This is a genomic window from Mycobacterium ostraviense, from assembly GCF_002705925.1.
GTDB lineage: Bacteria > Actinomycetota > Actinomycetes > Mycobacteriales > Mycobacteriaceae > Mycobacterium > Mycobacterium ostraviense.
On sequence record NZ_NKRE01000001.1, the window covers coordinates 1,272,197 to 1,290,448 of the forward strand.

Genomic DNA, 18,252 nt, shown 5'->3' on the forward strand with positions numbered 1-18,252 from the left:
CCGCGATGCCACGGCCAGTAGCCTCGGTACGAACAGCTGTGGCGCGAAGGCGCAAGACGGGAGCCGTGCAATGAAACCGCAGAACCGGGGACGGCACTTTCCCTATCGCTACGATCCGCGGCTGGCTGCGATGTGGCTACCGTTTCGGTGGCCGGGAAGCCAGGGCGTGACGCTGACGGACGACGGCCGTTTTCTGGCTCGCTACGGGCCGTTTCGTGTCGAAGCGCCGTTGTCGAGCGTCCGCGACGCGCATATCACCGGCCCTTATCGATGGTGGACCGCGGTCGGCCCCCGGCTGTCGATGGTCGATGACGGACTCACCTTCGGCACGAACGCGCGCACCGGGGTGTGCGTCCACTTCGAACCGCCAGTTCACCGGGTGCTGGGACTCCGCGACCACTCGGCCTTGACGGTGACCGTCGCAGACCCCGAAGGACTAGTGGCCGCGCTCAAGGGCATTCAGTAGCCGCAGGGTCGACCGCGGCGGGCCGGGCCGCGGCGGAAAGGCTTTCGGACCGACGCTGACGAGACGTCCGCCGCCACATCGTCCATGCCGCAACGGATACCACGATTGCCGTCGTGATCGCAGCCGCCGGCAGAACCAGCTGCGCCAACCACAGTCGCCGTTGCACCCGCAGCACCGTGCGCTCTGCGCGCCGGACGCGCCGGGCTGCCTCTCTCGCGTTCACCCCACCCACATACCCGATAGCAGGCGCGCGAAACTCCCGCCGGATACCGCGCGTTCACCGGCGGGCCGGCCGGTTGCGGTCTTTCCGGGTCGCGCCGGAGACGACCCTGCCGCACCCGTCTGCGGAGCTCAGCCGGCATTCGCCGGTCTCGGCGGGCGGCCTTGGGGTCCGCGAAGGTTTCCTTTCCAGGCTTAACGGGAAATTGAGGTCGAGGGCGGGGTAATGCCCCCGAATCGAGGAATCAGCGGGAGGCAGAAATGGCAAGCAGAAGTGGACCCCTGGAAGCCGTCAGCGGCATAGTCGAGGGCGTCAAGGGCGCGATCAAGCAAGTCATCGGTTTGGTGACCGGCAATGATCGACTCGCGCAGGAAGCAAAGGCCCAGCAGGACAAGGCCGACGCCCAACGCCAGGCCGCTAAGAAGGAGGCCGCGGCCGAATCGGCCCGGGCCGGCGCAAAGGCCGCAAAAGAACGACAGCAGGCCAACCAATAGGTAGTCGACGCGGTGGGCCCGACCGGAATTCCGGCCGGGCCCACCGTCAGTTATCGCCTACTTGTATTGGCGTACAAGGTATTCGAACATCTTTCTGCGGTCGCCGCCGCGCGGCCGGACGCAGATCGGCATGGTGGTTGGTTTGCTTAATACTTAATTAACTGAAATGCTTGCGGCGTGGTGTGGGACGGCCTCGCGGCTGCGGTGACCGGCAGGCGGTCATGGCTGATCACGCTGGCCGTTGTCCTGTTCGGCGTCGGCTTCATGGTGTTGATCGGCCCCAATGCCGCGGCGGGTCAGGCACCGCAATCGGTGCCGAGCAACTCCGCGTCGGCCAAAGTCGAGGCGCTGTCGGCACAGTTCCCCGGCGGCGACCGCGCTCCGTTGCTGGTGGTCCTCACCCGCGCCGACGGGGCCGTCCTGGACAGCGCCGATCTCAAAGCCGCCGAACAAGGCCGAGATCGGATGCAGGCGGCTGCCCAACCGGGCGCGCCGCCGGCACCGCTACCCGTGCAGGTGTCGGCCGACGGCAAAGCGGCCATCGGGGTGATCTCGATCAGCACCGGTCTTTCCGGGTTGGAACTCACCGACGCGGTCACGTCGCTGCGCGCCGCCGCGCACCGCGGGCTGCCGGCGGATCTCGATGCCCACGTGACCGGAGGCCCGGCGTTCGGCGCCGACATCGCCAACGCGTTCTCCGGTGCCAATGTCACGCTGCTGGCTGTCACGGGAACCGTGGTCGCGCTGCTGTTGATCGCGACCTACCGATCACCAGTGTTGTGGCTGCTGCCGCTGCTAGTGATCGGGTTCGCCGACCGACTTGCCGCGGCGGCCGGAACCGCGGTCGCCTCGGTGACCGGGCTCAGCTTCGACGGGGCTACCTCGGGGATCACCAGCGTGCTGGTCTTCGGCGCCGGCACCAACTATGCGCTGTTGTTGATTTCGCGTTACCGCCAGGAACTTCGGCGACACGCAGAACACCGTGGCGCCCTGCGCCGCGCGGTGCGCATGTCCGCGCCGGCGATCGTCGCCAGCAACGCCACCGTGGTGCTGGCGCTGCTCACGCTGCTTTTTGCCGCAACCCCCAGCACCCGCAGCCTGGGTGCGCTGGCGGCCTGCGGACTGCTCGTCGCCGCGGTGTCGGTGCTGGTGGTGCTGCCGCCGCTGCTGGCGTTGAGCGGCCGGCGACTGTTTTGGCCCTTCATCCCGGACCCGGATGCCGGCGCGACCCTCGAATCCGGACTGTGGCATAGCGTCGCCGAACGGGTCGCCCGCCGTCCCGCCCTGGTCGCCGCGACCACGATCGCACTGCTGGCCCTGCTGGCCACCGGATTGCTCGGCATCCGCACCGGTTTGTCGCAGACCGAGCAGTTCCGGGTCAAGGCCGATTCGGTGACCGGGTTCGACATCGTGGACCGGCATTTTCCGGCCGGACTGGCCAGCCCGACGATCGTCGTGGCCCCCGCCGCACAGGTGCGGCAGGTGCAGCAGGCGATCAGCGCCACACCCGGAGTGGTATCGGCGACCGAGTCGGGTAGGTCGACGACCGGTTTGGCGAAATGGTCGGTGGTGATCGAGGCACCGCCGTCATCCAAGAAGGCGTTCAGTATCGTTGCAGCACTGCGCAATTCGACCGCTGCAGCATCCCCCGGTGCGTTGGTGGGCGGCGCCGACGCCCAAGCCCTCGACGTCGGCAACGCGGCGGCGCAGGACCGGAGGGTGCTGATTCCGGCGATCCTGATGGTCATCCTGCTCGTTCTGTACGCGCTCTTGCGAGCCGCATTGGCACCGCCTACCCTGCTGGCCGCAACCATTCTCGGCGCGCTGGCGGCACTGGGACTGGGTGGCTGGGCCAGCATCCACGTCTTCGGATTCCCGGCGCTGGACAACAGCACTCCGTTGTTCGCTTTCCTGTTCCTGGCCGCGCTCGGGGTCGACTACACCATCTTCTTGGTCACCCGCGCCCGAGAGGAGGCCGCACACCACGGCGCCCGCGATGGAATGATCCGCGCGGTATCGGCCACCGGCGGCGTCATCACCAGTGCGGGAATCGTTTTGGCCGCTGTTTTCTGTGTCTTGGGCGTGCTGCCGCTCATTGCGCTGACCCAGATAGGGATCATCGTGGGCCTGGGAATCCTGCTGGACACCTTCGTCGTGCGCACGCTGGTGATCCCGGCTTTGTTCACCCTGATCGGTAATCGAATCTGGTGGCCCACGTTCCCGAATCATGTTGTTCATCAACATGATTCAGCAACTTACCGAATGGAGATCGGATGAACAAGTCGACACTGACCGCTACCGGGCTGGCCGTCACGGCGGCGGCGGGTGCCGGAAGCATGGCCAGCCCTGGATCCACCGCCGGGTGGTACGCAGGGCTTCGCAAACCCGCGTACCAGCCGCCAAGCATCGCCTTCCCGATGGTCTGGACCACTCTCTACGGCGACATCGCCATCAGTTCCGCGGTGGCCCTCGACCGGTTGCGCGCAGCGGGACACCACGACAAGGCGCGCCGCTATGTCGCCGCGCTGGGCATCAACTTGGTGCTCAACGGCGGATGGAGTTGGCTGTTCTTCCGGTTCCATAAACTCGGTGCGTCCGTGGTCGGCGCCGCGGTCTTGGCGACCAGCAGCGCCGACCTGGTGCGCCGGAGCGCCGAAGCCGATCGACGCGCCGGGCTGGCGATGCTCCCCTACGCATTGTGGACCGCCTTCGCCACCGTGCTGGCCACCCACCTCTGGCGGCTCAACCGCTGACCGCCCGATGACGCGGGCGCTCTTGTGGTTTCGTCGCGACCTGCGGTTGCGCGACCATCCGGCGCTGGCCGCTGCCGCCGCCGACGACGAGGTGCTCGCCTGCTTCGTCCTCGATCCGCGTCTAGAGGCATCGTCCGGCCGGCGCCGCCTGCAGTATTTGGGCGATTCGCTGCGGCAACTGCGCGACGATCTGGGCGGCCGGCTGCTGGTGACCCGCGGGCGTCCCGAAGAACGAATTCCCTTAATTGCCAAGGAAATCGCGGCATCGACGGTACATATCTCCGAGGATTTCGCGCCATTCGGCCGGCGCCGCGACGAGCGGGTGCGCACGGCGCTGGACTCGGTTCCGTTGGTGGCGACGGGATCGCCGTACCTGGTGGCACCCGGAGGCGTCGCCAAAGACGACGGGACGCCATATCGGGTGTTCACCCCGTTCTTCCGCCGGTGGAGCGAGGTGGGTTGGCCGTCGCCGGCGCGTACCGGCCGCGACTGTGCGCGTTGGCTGGATCCGGCACAAGTGGCCGTCGAACACTGCGAAATCCCCGATCCTGGTGCGCCACTTGACCTGGCTGCGGGCGAGGCCGCGGCCCTTCGGGAATGGGGAGCTTTCCTCGACGACGGGCTGGGACGTTACGCCCAGGATCGCGACCGGCCCGACCTCGAGGGCACCAGCCGGATGTCGGCGCACCTGAAGTTCGGCACCATTCACCCGCGGACCATGGTCGCCGGTCTGGGCTTCAGCGGTGACGGTGCCCGAAGTTACCTGCGCGAGCTGGCTTTTCGCGACTTTTATGCCACGGTTCTGTATGACTGCCCGGCCAGCGCCTGGCGCAACTGGAATAGCGACTATGACCGCATCCGGACCGATACGGACAGTCGGGCAGAACACCTCTTCGAGGCCTGGAAGGCCGGCGCAACCGGGTTTCCGCTGATCGACGCGGGGATGCGGCAACTTCGCCAGACCGGGTTCATGCACAACCGGGTCCGGATGATCGCGGCATCGTTCCTGGTCAAGGACCTGCATCTGCCCTGGCAGTGGGGGGCGGCCTGGTTCCTGGATCAGCTCACCGACGGCGACATCGCCAGCAACCAGCACGGGTGGCAGTGGTGCGCAGGATGCGGTACTGACGCCGCGCCGTATTTCCGGGTGTTCAACCCGACCACGCAGGGCCAGAAGTTCGATCCCTCAGGCGATTACATACGCCGCTGGGTGCCTGAGCTGAGCGCCGCCGCCGACGTCCACCTCCGGACAGGCAAGCGCCCGTCCGGGTATCCGCCGCCGATCGTGGACCACGGCACCGAGCGCGCCGAGGCGCTGCGCCGCTACCGTGGCATCAGCTGACCGGCGCGCACCATTTCCCGGATTCGCTTTCGGAGAAGCTGTTTGGCATGTAATTATCAGCCGATTCACAGTTGTCCCAGTGTTCCGAAGCCAGGGAGGCGATATGGCTTGCTCGATCGGTCGCACGTTGCTGATCTCAGGCGCTGCCGTGGGGCTGATGGCCAGTGCCGGAGCCTGCTCGTGTTCGATCGGATCGTCGTCGCATTCGGTGAGCAAGAGCGACGTCGCCGACCAGATCAGAGCCAAGATGACCGACGCCGCCGGTAACAAGCCCGAATCCGTGACCTGCCCGGGTGACCTGCCGGCAAAGGTCGGCGCCCAGCTGAACTGCGAGATGAGAGTCAAAGACTCGACTTACAACGTCAACGTCACCGTGACCAGTGTCGAAGGCAAGGACGTCAAGTTCGACATGGTGGAGACAGTCGACAAGAACCAGGTCGCCTCCATCATCAGCAACAAGCTGACCCAGCAGGTGGGCCGACGGCCTGATTCAGTGACCTGCCCCGACAACCTGAAGGGGGTAGAGGGCGCCACACTTCGTTGCCAACTCACCGACGGCAGCGACAAGTACGGCGTCAACGTGACCGTCGCCAGCGTCGACGCCGGCGATGTGAACTTCGACTTCAAGGTCGACGACCACCCCGAATAGGTCGGCTTAGTCAGGGTTTCCGGAGCGCTGATTCACCCAGGCTCCGGGACCCGGGAGCACCCGCCGAGCTGTTCACACTGCCAGCAGACCCAGGAGTATCGATGGGTGGTTCTACATGGCGCACAACAGCACCGTGAGGTCTGAACCGCTGCGGGGGCGGCGGGCGCTGGGGATCTTTGCTCACCCCGATGACGAAATACTTTGTGCCGGCGGGACTTTCGCCAAGTGCGCGAGTGCTGGTGGCCGATGTCCGGGCGCGCACCGTTCGCAGTGCCCAATCGACCCGACGATGGACCCCATCCTGCGAGAGAGGTTCGGCGTTGAATGCTCCATCCAGGTCCTGCCCGGACCAGAACTCGACGTCGCTATTCGACGTGTGACGCGGGCGAGACTTGCACACGGCGCAGCCGACGATCATGTCGACGGATCAAGGCCTCAAGCCGAGCATGACCACCAGGTACTCGCCGCACGGCATGCCCATCAACGCCCGCTCATGCGCCAGAAGGTCTCTGGCGTCGTCGCTATAGCCCCCCGCAGCCGCAGCTCTTGTCCGCGGGTTCTCAGCGGGCCGCCTTCTTGCGCTCGATGTCGGCCAGGGCAGCGGCCAGTTCTGCCCGCTGAGCCGCCGACGCATCCCAGGCCACCTGCCGATTCTTGACCACCTTGGCCGGAGCGCCGACGGCGATCGAATAGTCGGGGACCACGCCGCGGACCACAGCGTGCGACCCCAGCACGCAGCCGCGTCCGACGGAAGTGCCCCGCAGCACCGTCACCTTCACACCGACCCAGGTGTCGGGCCCGATGCGGACCGGCGACTTGACGATGCCCTGGTCCTTGATCGGGACCGTGATTTCGTCCATGCGGTGGTCGAAATCACAGATGTAGCACCAGTCCGCCATCAGCACCGAGGCCCCGATCTCGATGTCGAGATAGCAGTTGATGACGTTGTCTCGGCCGAGCACCACCTTGTCGCCGAAACGCAGCGAGCCCTCGTGGGCGCGGATGGTGTTCTTGTCCCCGATGTGCACCCAGCGGCCGATCTCGAGTTGGGCCAGCTCCGGTGTCGCATGAATCTCCACACCCTTACCGAGGAACACCATGCCCCGGGTGATGATGTGCGGGTTGGCCAGCTTGAACTTCAGCAGCCGCCAGTAGCGCACCAGATACCACGGGGTATAGGCACGATTGGCGAGTACCCATCTCAGCGATGCCAGTGTGAGGAACTTGGCCTGGCGTGGGTCTCGCAGTTGCGCACCACGCCAACGGCGATGCAGCGGCGCACCCCACATGGTCGTCATGGCGGGAAGCCTAGCCTGACGACTCGGAGGCTATCGAGCGGGACGCATAGCGTCCCGAGAAGGAGTCAGGCAATCAGGCACACGCGAGCCGCCACGCGTTACCCTCACCTGTACCCGATGGCTGCCATGCCGAAGGGCGGGATTTGCTTGCCGGCGACCGACGTTGCGGAAAGGTTGGGGAACCCTGCGAAAGGACTGCGAAAGGTCGAGGTGCTTGCGCGACGTCTCCTGACAGCCATGTTCGCCGCCGTGCTCACGGTCGGGCTCACCGGTTGCGGCAACACGGATTCCTGGGTGGATGCGGCGCCGGCACTGGGCTGGCCCGCGCAATACGGCGATGCCGCCAACAGCAGCTACACCACCATGAGCGGCGCCAGCAAGCTCAAGCTGGAGTGGACCCGCTCGGTCAAGGGCAGCCTGGCGGCCGGCCCGGCGCTGAGTGCGCGCGGCTACCTGGCGATCAACGCGCAGTCCTCGACCGGTTGTTCGCTGATGGAGTGGGAGAACAACAACAACGGCCGCCAGCGCTGGTGTGTCCGGCTGGTGCAGGGTGGCGGCTTCGCCGGCCCGTTATTGGACGGCTTCGACAACCTCTACGTCGGACAGCCTGGAGCGATGGTGGCCTTTCCGGTTACCCAGTGGACGCGCTGGCGTCAACCGGTGATCGGGATGCCGACCACTCCCCGATTCGTCGGCCACGGCCACCTGCTCGTCGCAACCCATCTCGGGCAGGTACTGGTTTTCGATACCCACCGGGGCAGGGTGGTCGGCAGCCCGGTGGATCTGGTCGAGGGTGTCGACCCGGCCGATCCGATGCGCGGATTGGCCGACTGCGCGCCGGCACGGATGGGCTGTCCGGTGGCAGACGCCCCGGCTTTCTCAGCGGTCAACGGCACGGTAGTGCTGGGTGTCTGGCAGCCGGGGGCGCCGGCGGCGGGGCTGGTGGGCCTGAAATTGCGGGACCAACAGTTGGTCCGTGAGTGGGCCAGTGATGCGGTCACAGACGGGGTGCTCGCCAGTCCGGTGCTGTCCGCCGACGGAGCGACGGTCTACGTCAACGGCCGCGACCAACACCTGTGGGCCCTGCACGCCGCCGACGGCAAGGTCAAATGGTCGGTGCCGCTGGGATTTCTGGCGCAGACTCCACCCACGGTCACCCCGGAGGGCCTGATCGTGTCCGGCGGCGGTCCCGACACCCAGCTGATGGTCTTCCGCGACGCCGGTGACCATGCCGACCAGGCCTGGCGACGCGACGACGTCACGCCGTTGTCCACGTCCAGCCTGGGCGGCGGCGAGGTCGGCTACACCATGGTTGCCGGTCCACCCCACGACGGCGGGCCGGGTTTGTCGTTATTGGTTTTCAATCCGGCCAACGGTCATACGGTCAACAGCTACCCACTGCCGGCGGCCACCGGATATCCGGTCGGGGTGTCAATCGGGTACGACCGCCGCGTGGTAACCGCCACCAGCGACGGCCAGGTCTACAGCTTCGCGCCGGCTTAGCGGCCATACTTGATCGATGTCTACCGATGATGCGGCCACGGCGAATGCGGCTGTGTCCAGTCGCCGCAGCCCCGCCCACCGGGCGCTGGATGTCACCATCGCGATCCTCCTGCTGGCGGTGCACGCCTTGCTGTTCGTGGCGACGATGCTGGTGCTGGGCATGCTCGTGATGGGCACCGACCCGTGCGGTGGGCAGCCGTGCGGTGATCCGGCCTGGGTCGACCGCGCCATCAGGCTGGGATTGTGGGCCGGCATCGCGATCTTCGTCGCCGACCTGGTGGTCACCGTGTCGCGTCTCGCGCGGCGCACCGTGGCCTTCTTCGTGCCGATCGTCGGGTGCGTGGCGCAGCTGGCGTTGGGCGGCGCCGCGGCAGCGATGGAATCGCTGGCCGGCCCGGTGTAAGCCTTAGGTGGCCTTAGATGAAGCCTTAAATGGCCTTAGATGGTTAACGCCGGGATGGCACTGCGCGGCACCTGGACTTGAGTTGCTCCGGCATACGACGGCAATAGCTCGCCCTGGGCGAAGTAGAAAATCACGTCGTCGTCAGTGATGGCGAAGTTCTGGTAGTGGCTCGGATCGAGCCCGTTCGAGGGCAGTATCACCACTCCGAGCCCGGTCTGGTGGGCCAGGTCCCGTTGCACGATCGGAAAGATGGCGTCCAGCGGCGTGGTCCCGGGCGCAAACAGCGTGTCGAAGGTGATGGGTTGTTTGGCCCCGAGGTTGTAATTGAAGGCCTTGTACCAGGTGAACGGATGTGCGCCACCGAGATCCTGGAAGAACTTGAGCACCACGCTGCGGGTGTTGTGTGGTGGCTGGCCGGCGCTGTGTTGTTCGGACGTTGCGTCCATCTGGTACGGCCGGTCGCGGCGTGGCGACCCCTGCGCCACGTTGACGAATCCGTCGCGGTTCTGCGTGATGTAGTCGGTCAGTGCCTGCTGGTCGGGGTAGTCGACGGGGTAGGTGATGTCCAGCGTGTAGCTGGAGCCTGTCGCATGGATGTGGCACATCTGCGCTGCCTCGACCGAACCGCCGAGGCTGGCGCAGGACGGCGGCGCGGCGGCCGCCGGGCAAGCCAACAGGACCGCAGCAGCCAGCGCTGCGGCCGCTATCAGATGACGCATCGTCGAATGTTCCTCGCAGACCTTCGGGCAGTGGTGCCGCCAAGGGTGATCGCCGCCAGCGTACCCGGCCACTACCGAGACGGGGAGCATACGAAGGCGGTCCCACGGCCGGCAGCCGCCGAACCGATCCGGGTGATGACCACCGACAGTGGTCGGCTGCCACGCAACCGCAGCCGTCGCCGCAGCGCGTCGGGATCCACCTGCACGCCGCGGACCAGGATCTCCAGCGCCCCGCAATCCAGCGCAGACAGTGCCTGGCGCAACCGGCGCTCGTCGAACGCCAGCTGCTCGAGCACCTCGAAACCGCGCACCCCCGCCGGCAGCCGGTCACCGGACAGGTAGGCGATGTCGGGGTCGAGCTGCCACAGCCCGTGCCGGGCGCCGTAGTGGCGGACCAGGCCAGCCCGGACGACGGCCCCGTCGGGATCGACGATCCACCGCCCGGCGGGTCGCACCGCGCAATCGTCGGGCTCGGTATCGGTGACCTGTTCGCTGCTGTCGAGGATGCTGGCCCGACGCCGCACGCCCGGCGCAGCCAATCCGCCCGACCACAGGCACGCCTCCCGGACCGAGCCACGGTAGGCCGTCACCTCGATTTCACCCTCGAATCCGAGCCGCCTTAGCTGATCGAAATCGATTCCGGGAGCGCACTTTACGACGAGCTCGCGGCCACGGTAGGTCGCCAGCAGCGGGCCCAGCGCCGGTTGATAGTCGACCGGGCGCAAGCGCCGGCGCCCACCACGGCGACGCGCCGGGTCGACGACGACGACCGCATCCCGGGTCACCGGGTGCAGGGCGTCAGCCCGGCACAGGTCGGCATCGGGGCCCAGGTTGTGGCGCGCCATCGCCAACCGGATTGGGTCGATGTCGCCGCCCACCGCCCGTGCCGACGTTCGGCGCAGCGCGGCCAGCTCGGTGCCAACGGAACACGTCGCGTCGTGCACCACCAAACCCGCCAGCCGCCGGGCGCGATGCAGCGCCACCGCCGCGACCGTGGCCTGCTGCAGCGCCTCATCGGTGAACAGCCAACTCGAGACATCGCCCAGATCGGCCAGTTTGTCTTTGGCGCGCCGCCGTAACAGCGTGGTCTCCACCAGAATGGGCGCCCGCTCGCCGAACCGGGCGCGCACCGCGGTGGTGTCGGCTACCCGGGTGGCGGCGCTGAACTCGAACTCGGCGACCGCGGCCAGCGCGGCAGCACCCGGCTCCGAGCGCAGGTAACCGACGTCGTCAGAAGTGAACGCGAGGCCGACACTCAGGACGGCTTGACCCCGGTGACCATCACGTTGTAGAACCAGTCCTTCGGCGCCACGTGCCGCCATACGTTGGCGTCCAGCCAGCTCAGCGTCTTCCAGCCGGTGAACGCGAACTTCGCCCAGCCCCAGCCCAGGCGACCGGGGGGCAGCGAGGCCTCGAACGTCCGGACCGGCCAGCCGAACATCGCGGCGGTGAACTCCTCGCTGACGGTCTGGACCTGTACCGCGCCGGCGCCGCTGGCCATCCGCTCGAGGTCGGCCGGGGTGAACGTGTGCAGGTCGACAATGGCCTCCAGCGCCGCGGCGCGTGAGGATTCGTCGAGTTCGGCCTGCGGCCGTCGCCAGCTGCCCAACCCGGGCAGCCTGGTGACGTTGGTCGCGACGCGCCAGGTCAGAGTGGACAGCGCACGAGCGTATCCGTTGCCGATGGTGGTCGGCTCGCCCGCGAAGACGAAGCGGCCGCCCGGCTTCAATACCCGGGTCACTTCGCGCAGCGACAGCTCCACATCGGGGATGTGGTGCAGCACCGCATGCCCGACCACCAGGTCGAAGGTGTTGTCGTCGTATGGGATGCCCTCGGCGTCAGCCACCCGGCCGTCGATCTCCAGCCCCAGGGACTGCCCGTTACGGACGGCGACCTTGACCATGCCGGGCGAGAGGTCGGTGACCGACCCACGCCGGGCGACCCCCGCCTGGATCAGGTTGAGTAGAAAGAACCCGGTGCCGCAGCCCAGTTCCAGCGCCCGGTCGTAAGGCAGTTCGCTCAGCACCTCTTCGGGCACGATCGCGTCGAACCGGCCCCGGGCGTACTCGACACAGCGCTGGTCGTAGGAGATCGACCATTTCTCGTCGTAGTTCTCGGCTTCCCAGTCGTGGTAGAGGACCTGGGCGAGCTTGCTGTCATGTCGGGCGGCTTCCACCTGTTCGGCGGTGGCGTGCGGGTTGGGCACGACGTTGGTCGAACTGCTCGTCATACAGGGAAGCCTAACGACCCTGCCGGTTACCCGCGCCGCCCAGGCCCGTGCCTTTCAGCGAACACCTCGACGTAACGACGCCGCTCGGCAGCGGCTCGCTGGGCCGGTTCCAGTTCGAGGACGTCGTTGATGACGGCCTTGGCGGCGGCCAGCGCCAGCGGCGGGCCGTCGACGAAGCGACGCGCCCACCCGACGGCGGCGTCGTAGACGTCGTCGGGCGCCACCATGTCGTCGATCAGCCCCAGCGCCAAGGCCTCTTCGGCGTCGAAGAAACGTCCGCTGAACACCAGCTCCTTGGCCCTGCTGGGACCGGTCACCTGGGTCAGGCGCGCCATTCCGCCGCCGCCGGGGATCAGTCCGGCCAAAATCTCCGTCGCCCCGAACTTCACGTTGTCGCCACTGACCCGCCAGTCGGCGGCCAGCGCCAGGGTGAGACCGGCGCCCAGCGCGTATCCGGTGATCGCGGCCACCGTCGGCTTCGGGATCGCGGCCACGGCGTCGATGGCCTGGCGCCGTGCCCGCGCGGCGGTATCGGCTTCCGCAGCGGTCAGTGTCCGCATTTCGGGCATGTCGTCGCCGGCGGAGAAGATCTCGTGGCCGCCGAACAGGATCACGGCTGCGACGTCATCGCGGCGGCCCAAATCGTCTGCCGCGCCGATAATTTCCCGGTACACCTGGCGGGTCATCGCGTTGGTCGGCGGTCGCGACACCACCAACGTGGCCAGTCCCTCGGTGGCGACGACGCCGACGAACTCCCTCACAGCGGCCACGCGGTGAATCCGCCGGAGCGTCGCGCCTGGTTGTAGCGGTCGGAATCGAAGAACTCGATCTCCCAGTTGTTCCCGTGCAATGCGAGGTTGGGTTGCACCGGCACGATCGTGCGCTCCACGGCCAACACGTCGGCGACCGTGCGGCCTGCCAACGCATCGAGTTGGGTCCAGGTGGGCGGCAGCAGGATGTTTCGCCCGGCGGCGAAGTCATCGATGGCGTCTTGGGGCCGCGTCCAGTCGGCCCGGTCGGACTCGGTGTTCTCACCGTCGGCACGCTGCCCTTCCGGCAGCGCTCCGACAAAGAAATAGGTGTCGTAACGACGGGTGAGCTCGGCCTCTGGGGTGACCCAGTTCGCCCAGGGCCGCAGCAGGTCGGAGCGCAGCACCAGATCTTCGCGGCCCAGGAAGTCGCCGAAGGACAGCGTGCGATCGGTCAGGGCCGCGCGGTACTCGCCGTACACGGAGGCGTCGCGCACGATGCTGTCCGGGTCGTCGGCCGGTCCGGCGAACAGCACCCCCGATTCCTCGAAAGTTTCGCGGGCCGCGGCGCACACCAACGCCTCGGCAAGGCCGGGTTCGATGCCGAAGCGCTGCGCCCACCACAGCGGCGGCGGGCCGGCCCACGCGATATCGGCATTGCGGTCCCGGTCGTCGACGCCGCCGCCGGGAAACACCATCACCCCGGCCGCGAAATCCATGGCGGAGTGCCGCCGCATCAGGAAAACGGACAAGCCGGCCCCGGAACCGGGCTCGGCGTCGCGGACCAGCATCACGGTCGCTGCGGGCCTTGGTACCAGGGGCACCTGCTCCGAAGGTGAGTTCATGGCTGCCTCCGATGGGCTGGGCGGGTGCGGACCCGCCGGGCGAAGTATCGCCCGTCGACGACGTCCACGGCGATCTGCTGACCGAACGCGGAGGACAGGTTTTCGGCGTTCAACACGTCGGGCACCAGGCCGGACGCGACGACCTGGCCCTCGGCCAGCAACAGGCAGTGGCTGAACCCGGGCGGGACTTCCTCCACGTGGTGGGTGACCAGCACCAGCGCGGGCGCGTCCGGGTCCGCGGCCAGGTCGGCCAGCCGCGCCACCAACTCCTCGCGGCCGCCCAAGTCCAGGCCCGCGGCGGGTTCGTCGAGCAGCAGCAGCTCCGGATCTGTCATCAGGGCACGGGCGATCAGCACCCGCTTGCGCTCGCCTTCTGACAGCGTGCCGTAGGTGCGATCGGCAAGGTGTTCGGCACCCAGGCTTTCGAGCATGTCGACGGCACGCCGGTAGTCGAGGTCCTCGTAGCGCTCCCGCCACCGCCCGAACACGGCGTATCCGGCCGAGACGACGAGATCGCGCACCACTTCGTCGGTGGGCACCCGCTGCGCCAGGGCCGACGAGCTCAGCCCGATCCGGGCGCGCAGCTCCGACACATCGACTCGGCCGAGCCGTTCACCGAGCACGAACGCGACCCCGCTCGACGGGTGCTCGGCTGCCGCGGCGATGCGCAGCAGCGACGTCTTGCCGGCCCCGTTGGGGCCGATGATCACCCAGCGTTCATCGAGTTCGACGGCCCAATCCAGCGGCCCCACCAGGGTGCGCCCGTTGCGGCGCAGCGAGACATTCCTGAAGTCGACCAACAGGTCTGGATAGGCTGCCTCGGGGCCGGATTCGGGCACCCGCCAATCGTGCCGCACCGCCCTCGTGCGGTAGCTGTCGGGTCGCCCTGCCCGGCGAGCAGTCGCGGAATCGCATCGAAATCGCTGATTTCGTGCGATTCTATGTCTGCTCGGCCAGACTGCTCGGCAGCTAGAGATCGTTGCCCGCATAGGAGAGGTTGAAGCTCTTGTTGGCAAGCGGAAAGTCCGGGACGATCGTGTCGGCCATGGCGACCGGCAACGCGGGCCAGTTGAACCACGAAGGGTCGACGATCTTGCATCGGGTGATCCGCCCCGCCTCGTCGACTTCCACCCGGTGTACCACTGTGCCGCGCCACCCTTCGACAATCCCCACCCCGGAGTTACCGACTGTGGCCGTCAATGGCGTGTTGGACCGCAACGGGCCGCGGTGATCCTCGATCAGCGTGCAGACCAGCGCGACCGATGCGGCGAATTCGTCACGCCGAATTGTGTAGCGGGCCAGGACGTCACCGCCGGTGCCGGGTACCGCGGTGACCGGCAGTGTGGTGGTGGGGTGATCGAGGCGCGAATCGGTGGCGATGCCGCTGGCCCGGGCGACATACCCGAGACACCCGACGGCATGCGCGTCGTCACGCGTCAGCACAGCGGTATCGGCGAACCGGTCATAGATCACCGTGTTGCGCAGTGTGAGCTCGCTGATTTCGGCGACCTCGCGGGCCAGCACCCGCAATTCGTCAGGTTCCGGAAGCTGTTGCAGCACCACGCCGCCGGGCCGGATCGCGCCACGCAGCAGGCGATGTCCGGTGACCCTGCGGTTGATCCGCAACAGGCGTTCGCGAACGTGCTGGGCATGGGCGTTGGCCAAGCCAAAGCCGACGTCGTTGGCCAAGGCACCCAAATCGGTGACGTGATTGTAGAGCCGTTCCAGTTCGACCAGCAGGGCCCGCAGCCGGTGCACCGGCTCGGGCGCGTCGAATCCCACTGCGTCCTCGACGGCCAGGCAGTACGCCAGGGAGTGGGCAGCCGCGCTGTCACCGCTGATCCGCTCGGCAAGTTCGACCGACCCCATGGCGCCCAGTGCTGTTCGACCCTCGAAGAGTTTTTCGATACCGCGATGCACGAACCACAATCGAGCCTTGAGCCGCAACACCGATTCGCCGATGACCGAGAACCGGAAATGCCCCGGCTCGATCAGGCCGGCGTGCACCGGCCCGACCGGTATTTCGTAGACGCCCGGCCCGTCGACAGTGAGGAACGGAAACCGGCCGGCGGCCGGAAACGGCGGCGGCTGACCGGCGTTACGGCGCATCGGATACCACTGCTGGGGCCAGTGCCCATGCCGCACCAGCCGCCGCGGCTGCGGATGCCCTTGCGGCACAACCCCGTACAGGTCCATCATTTCCCGCTCGAAGCGACCCGCGGGGATCGACAGATGCGCCAGGGACGGAACCGACGGAGTTGCCGCGTCGGTGGTCAAGGTTAGCTCCATGCGGCGGTCCGGCTGTCCCGCCAGCAGCAGGTAGACGATCCTCAGGATGTCGCCGTCGTCATGTGCGGCCACCAGGGCCAGACGATAGCCGGCCGCCAGCAACTCGCTCACCGCCGGGGCGAGCTCGTCACCGGATACCTTTCGCCGCACCATGTTTCGTTCCATCAACCCGCCCCGAACTGGCCGGCGGCCGCATTGAACAACCCGGCGAGCGGGCCCGCCGTAACACCCAGCGCGATCGATGCCATGACGCCGGTCGCCAGCGCGGAAGCCACCGTGGCGGGCACGGCGATTCGCGGCGCTCCGGCGCTCGGCACCCCGAGCAGGATCCGCTGAGCGTTGCCCGCCAAAGCGGCAAAAGCTACCACCATCAACAGCAGCGCTACGCCGAGCACCCAGGACAGCCCGGCATTGGCGAGCGATCGAGCGATCGACACTTCGCTGGCGAACATGGCGAAAGGCGGCAACCCAAGTAAGACAACGATGCCGACGACGAACGACCACCCGACCAACCGGGACCGCGACAGCACCGCGGTGATGTCGCCGATCGCCGTCGAGTCGTGCGCGGCCTGCAACTGTCCGCCGGCCAAGAACAGCACCGTCTTGCCGATGCCGTGCGCAAGCACATGCAGCAGCAAGGCCGCGATCGCCAGCTTGGTGCCCGCGGCCGCCGCGATCGCGATGAGCCCCATGTTCTCCATCGATGAGTATGCCAGCATCCGCTTGAGATCCGTTGTGACGGTGAGTAATAACGCTGCAATCAGGACTGTGGCGAGGCCAGCCGTCAGGAGTCCGGTGCGCAGGAAACCGGGCCCTACCGCGGCGTCGATGATCGGCCGCAGCCGGATCAGTACCGAAAAAGCCACCGAGAGCAGCACTCCGCTCATCAGCGCCGACACCGGTGCTGGCGCCTGGCTGTGCGCGTCGGCCAGCCATCCGTGAAACGGGACCAGCCCGGCTTTGGCGCCGTATCCGATCAGCAGCAGCCCGCCGGCCAGCCGGGTAACGGCCGGGTCGAGGTGGGCGGCGTGGGCCGCCACGACATCCAGATCCAGCGCCGTCGCGCCGGCGGCGCCGGCATGCTGGGCGGCGAAATACAGCAGGACGGTGCCGAGAAACGCCACGGCGATACCGACCGAGCAGATCATGACGTACTTCCAGGTGGCCTCCAATGCGGTGCGGGTACGACGGTGTCCGACCAGGAAGGCGGTGATCACGGTGGTGGCTTCCACTGCGACCCAGATCACACCAATGTTGTTGGCGCACACGGCGACCGCCATCGCCGATAGGAACGCCGGGGTCAGCGCACCGTACCGCCGCGCGTCACGGAGGTCGGTGTGACCGCGCTCGAGTTCTGAGTCGAGGTATCCGATGCTTGCCCAGGTCGCCAAGGTGCCGACCACGCCGATGATGATGAGCATGGTCACCGACAGCGCATCGACGCGCAGCAATCCGGCCAGCACCACCCGCGGTCGGGCTGCCGTCTGTACACCAAGCGCCACGCCCGAGGCGAGCACGGCCACCGCAGACAACACGGTCAGTGCTGCCGTCCACCGGCGCCAACCGCCGGTCATCGCGACGACGGCCGCGATCAGCGGCGCGAGTATCGGCACCAGCATCAGAACAGTCATCAGTCTCGCAATCTCTGCAGCCGGTCCAGATCGGTGCCGCCGAACATCCGGCGCAGTCGTCCGGTCAACACGCCGAGCACGATCAGCGCGAACAGCACATCCAACGACGCGCCCAATTCGACGATCAGCGGCACCCCGGCGGTCAGCAAAAATGTCGTAGCCACAATCCCGTTGTCCAGCATCAGAAATCCGGCGGCCTGGGAGATGGCGTGCCGGCGGGTCACCATCACGAACAAGGCGATCAGCACCACCGCCAGGCCTGCCGGGGCGGTGCTGACCGCCGCATCGGGGTCCAGGGCCACCACAGGTCGAGCGACTGCCAGCGCGACCGCCGTCAGGCCCGCCGCGATCAGTAGCGACGCAGTGGTGTTGATCAGCGGCGTCGCCTCGCGCGGCGCATCGTCGGCGCCGAGCGCACGCGCCAGCAGCGCCGGCAGCACCGCCCCGCGCAGCACGAGCAGCGCGACCCCGACCCCGACCAGGTCCCAGTCATGGGAATGGCCACCGACAATCATCGGAATCGAAGCCAGGGCAACGCCTTGAGCCGCCAGCAGCCGCACGATGGAGTGCAGGTCACGCCGCCATACGATCAGCACCGCCGTCAGTATCAGCCCACCCGGCGCGAGGTCCAGCACGCCCGAATAGTTGAGCTCGGTCATGC

General features: G+C 67.5%; 18 protein-coding genes and 1 pseudogene. 8 read left to right on the forward strand and 11 right to left on the reverse strand.

The genetic code is table 11. The annotated features are described in order from the left end of the window. The first annotated feature begins 70 nt into the window (after window positions 1–70). The 6 genes from CDN38_RS05575 (at window position 71) to CDN38_RS05600 (ending at window position 5,924) form a co-directional block, all read left to right on the forward strand. Window positions 71–466 (forward strand): hypothetical protein, encoded by a 396-nt coding sequence (locus CDN38_RS05575; protein WP_075509454.1) that lies wholly within the window; start codon window positions 71–73, stop codon window positions 464–466. Between the two features lie 480 nt (window positions 467–946). Next, the gene (gene mbp1, locus CDN38_RS05580; protein ID WP_075509453.1) at window positions 947–1,180 is read left to right on the forward strand and encodes a microaggregate-binding protein 1; all 234 of its coding nucleotides are present in this window, start codon (window positions 947–949) and stop codon (window positions 1,178–1,180) included. 177 nt (window positions 1,181–1,357) lie between these two features. Next, the gene (locus tag CDN38_RS05585; RefSeq protein WP_075509452.1) at window positions 1,358–3,457 is read left to right on the forward strand and encodes an MMPL family transporter; all 2,100 of its coding nucleotides are present in this window, start codon (window positions 1,358–1,360) and stop codon (window positions 3,455–3,457) included. Then, complete coding sequence (locus CDN38_RS05590) at window positions 3,454–3,933, forward strand: TspO/MBR family protein (RefSeq protein ID WP_075509451.1); 480 nt, start codon at window positions 3,454–3,456, stop codon at window positions 3,931–3,933. Before CDN38_RS05585 ends, CDN38_RS05590 begins: the two co-directional genes overlap by 4 nt. A 7-nt stretch (window positions 3,934–3,940) precedes the next feature. Beyond that, the gene (locus CDN38_RS05595; protein ID WP_075509450.1) at window positions 3,941–5,275 is read left to right on the forward strand and encodes a cryptochrome/photolyase family protein; all 1,335 of its coding nucleotides are present in this window, start codon (window positions 3,941–3,943) and stop codon (window positions 5,273–5,275) included. A gap of 103 nt (window positions 5,276–5,378) precedes the next feature. Then, complete coding sequence (locus CDN38_RS05600) at window positions 5,379–5,924, forward strand: anti-apoptotic protein (RefSeq protein ID WP_075509449.1); 546 nt, start codon at window positions 5,379–5,381, stop codon at window positions 5,922–5,924. Window positions 5,925–6,369: 445 nt separating this feature from the next. Here CDN38_RS05600 and CDN38_RS30400 read toward each other — a convergent pair. Together CDN38_RS30400 and CDN38_RS05610 are read right to left on the reverse strand one after the other, a co-directional pair. Beyond that, window positions 6,370–6,453, reverse strand: a pseudogene (locus tag CDN38_RS30400) (hypothetical protein); the annotation flags it as partial. Window positions 6,454–6,484: 31 nt separating this feature from the next. Then, window positions 6,485–7,222 carry an acyltransferase gene (locus CDN38_RS05610; RefSeq protein WP_075509448.1) on the reverse strand — a complete coding sequence of 246 codons (738 nt, stop codon included), beginning with the start codon at window positions 7,220–7,222 and terminating at the stop codon, window positions 6,485–6,487. Window positions 7,223–7,459: 237 nt separating this feature from the next. Here CDN38_RS05610 and CDN38_RS05615 point away from each other — a divergent pair, with 237 nt between their 5' ends. Both CDN38_RS05615 and CDN38_RS05620 read left to right on the forward strand, forming a co-directional pair. After that, entirely contained in the window at window positions 7,460–8,725 is a 1,266-nt protein-coding gene (locus tag CDN38_RS05615) for an outer membrane protein assembly factor BamB family protein (RefSeq protein ID WP_099318840.1), read from the forward strand. A 16-nt stretch (window positions 8,726–8,741) separates the two neighbouring features. After that, window positions 8,742–9,128, forward strand: a complete 387-nt coding sequence (locus CDN38_RS05620; RefSeq protein WP_075509446.1) for a hypothetical protein — start codon at window positions 8,742–8,744, stop codon at window positions 9,126–9,128. A gap of 35 nt (window positions 9,129–9,163) precedes the next feature. Here CDN38_RS05620 and CDN38_RS05625 read toward each other — a convergent pair whose 3' ends face one another. The 9 genes from CDN38_RS05625 to CDN38_RS05665 form a co-directional block, all read right to left on the reverse strand. Then, window positions 9,164–9,847: an esterase gene (locus CDN38_RS05625; RefSeq protein ID WP_075509445.1), complete on the reverse strand. Its 684-nt coding sequence runs from the start codon at window positions 9,845–9,847 to the stop codon at window positions 9,164–9,166. Between the two features lie 71 nt (window positions 9,848–9,918). Next, window positions 9,919–11,169 carry a THUMP-like domain-containing protein gene (locus CDN38_RS05630; protein ID WP_180276289.1) on the reverse strand — a complete coding sequence of 417 codons (1,251 nt, stop codon included), beginning with the start codon at window positions 11,167–11,169 and terminating at the stop codon, window positions 9,919–9,921. After that, complete coding sequence (locus tag CDN38_RS05635) at window positions 11,103–12,077, reverse strand: class I SAM-dependent methyltransferase (protein ID WP_099318841.1); 975 nt, start codon at window positions 12,075–12,077, stop codon at window positions 11,103–11,105. The genes CDN38_RS05630 and CDN38_RS05635 overlap by 67 nt, the downstream gene beginning before the upstream one ends. A 26-nt stretch (window positions 12,078–12,103) precedes the next feature. Further along, on the reverse strand, window positions 12,104–12,838 hold the full coding sequence (locus tag CDN38_RS05640) for an enoyl-CoA hydratase (protein ID WP_099319333.1): 735 nt from the start codon (window positions 12,836–12,838) through the stop codon (window positions 12,104–12,106). After that, window positions 12,835–13,671 (reverse strand): NUDIX hydrolase, encoded by an 837-nt coding sequence (locus tag CDN38_RS05645; protein ID WP_099318842.1) that lies wholly within the window; start codon window positions 13,669–13,671, stop codon window positions 12,835–12,837. The genes CDN38_RS05640 and CDN38_RS05645 overlap by 4 nt, the downstream gene beginning before the upstream one ends. Beyond that, window positions 13,668–14,528 (reverse strand): ABC transporter ATP-binding protein, encoded by an 861-nt coding sequence (locus CDN38_RS05650; RefSeq protein WP_099318843.1) that lies wholly within the window; start codon window positions 14,526–14,528, stop codon window positions 13,668–13,670. Before CDN38_RS05650 ends, CDN38_RS05645 begins: the two co-directional genes overlap by 4 nt. 112 nt (window positions 14,529–14,640) lie before the next feature. Beyond that, window positions 14,641–16,125: a hydrogenase large subunit gene (locus tag CDN38_RS05655; RefSeq protein ID WP_075509440.1), complete on the reverse strand. Its 1,485-nt coding sequence runs from the start codon at window positions 16,123–16,125 to the stop codon at window positions 14,641–14,643. Next, a complete protein-coding gene (locus tag CDN38_RS05660) occupies window positions 16,125–17,591 on the reverse strand; it encodes a proton-conducting transporter transmembrane domain-containing protein (RefSeq protein ID WP_099318844.1) in 1,467 nt (488 codons plus the stop codon). The genes CDN38_RS05655 and CDN38_RS05660 overlap by 1 nt, the downstream gene beginning before the upstream one ends. After that, window positions 17,591–18,250 carry a hypothetical protein gene (locus CDN38_RS05665; protein ID WP_075509438.1) on the reverse strand — a complete coding sequence of 220 codons (660 nt, stop codon included), beginning with the start codon at window positions 18,248–18,250 and terminating at the stop codon, window positions 17,591–17,593. Before CDN38_RS05665 ends, CDN38_RS05660 begins: the two co-directional genes overlap by 1 nt. Between the last annotated feature and the right edge of the window lie 2 nt (window positions 18,251–18,252).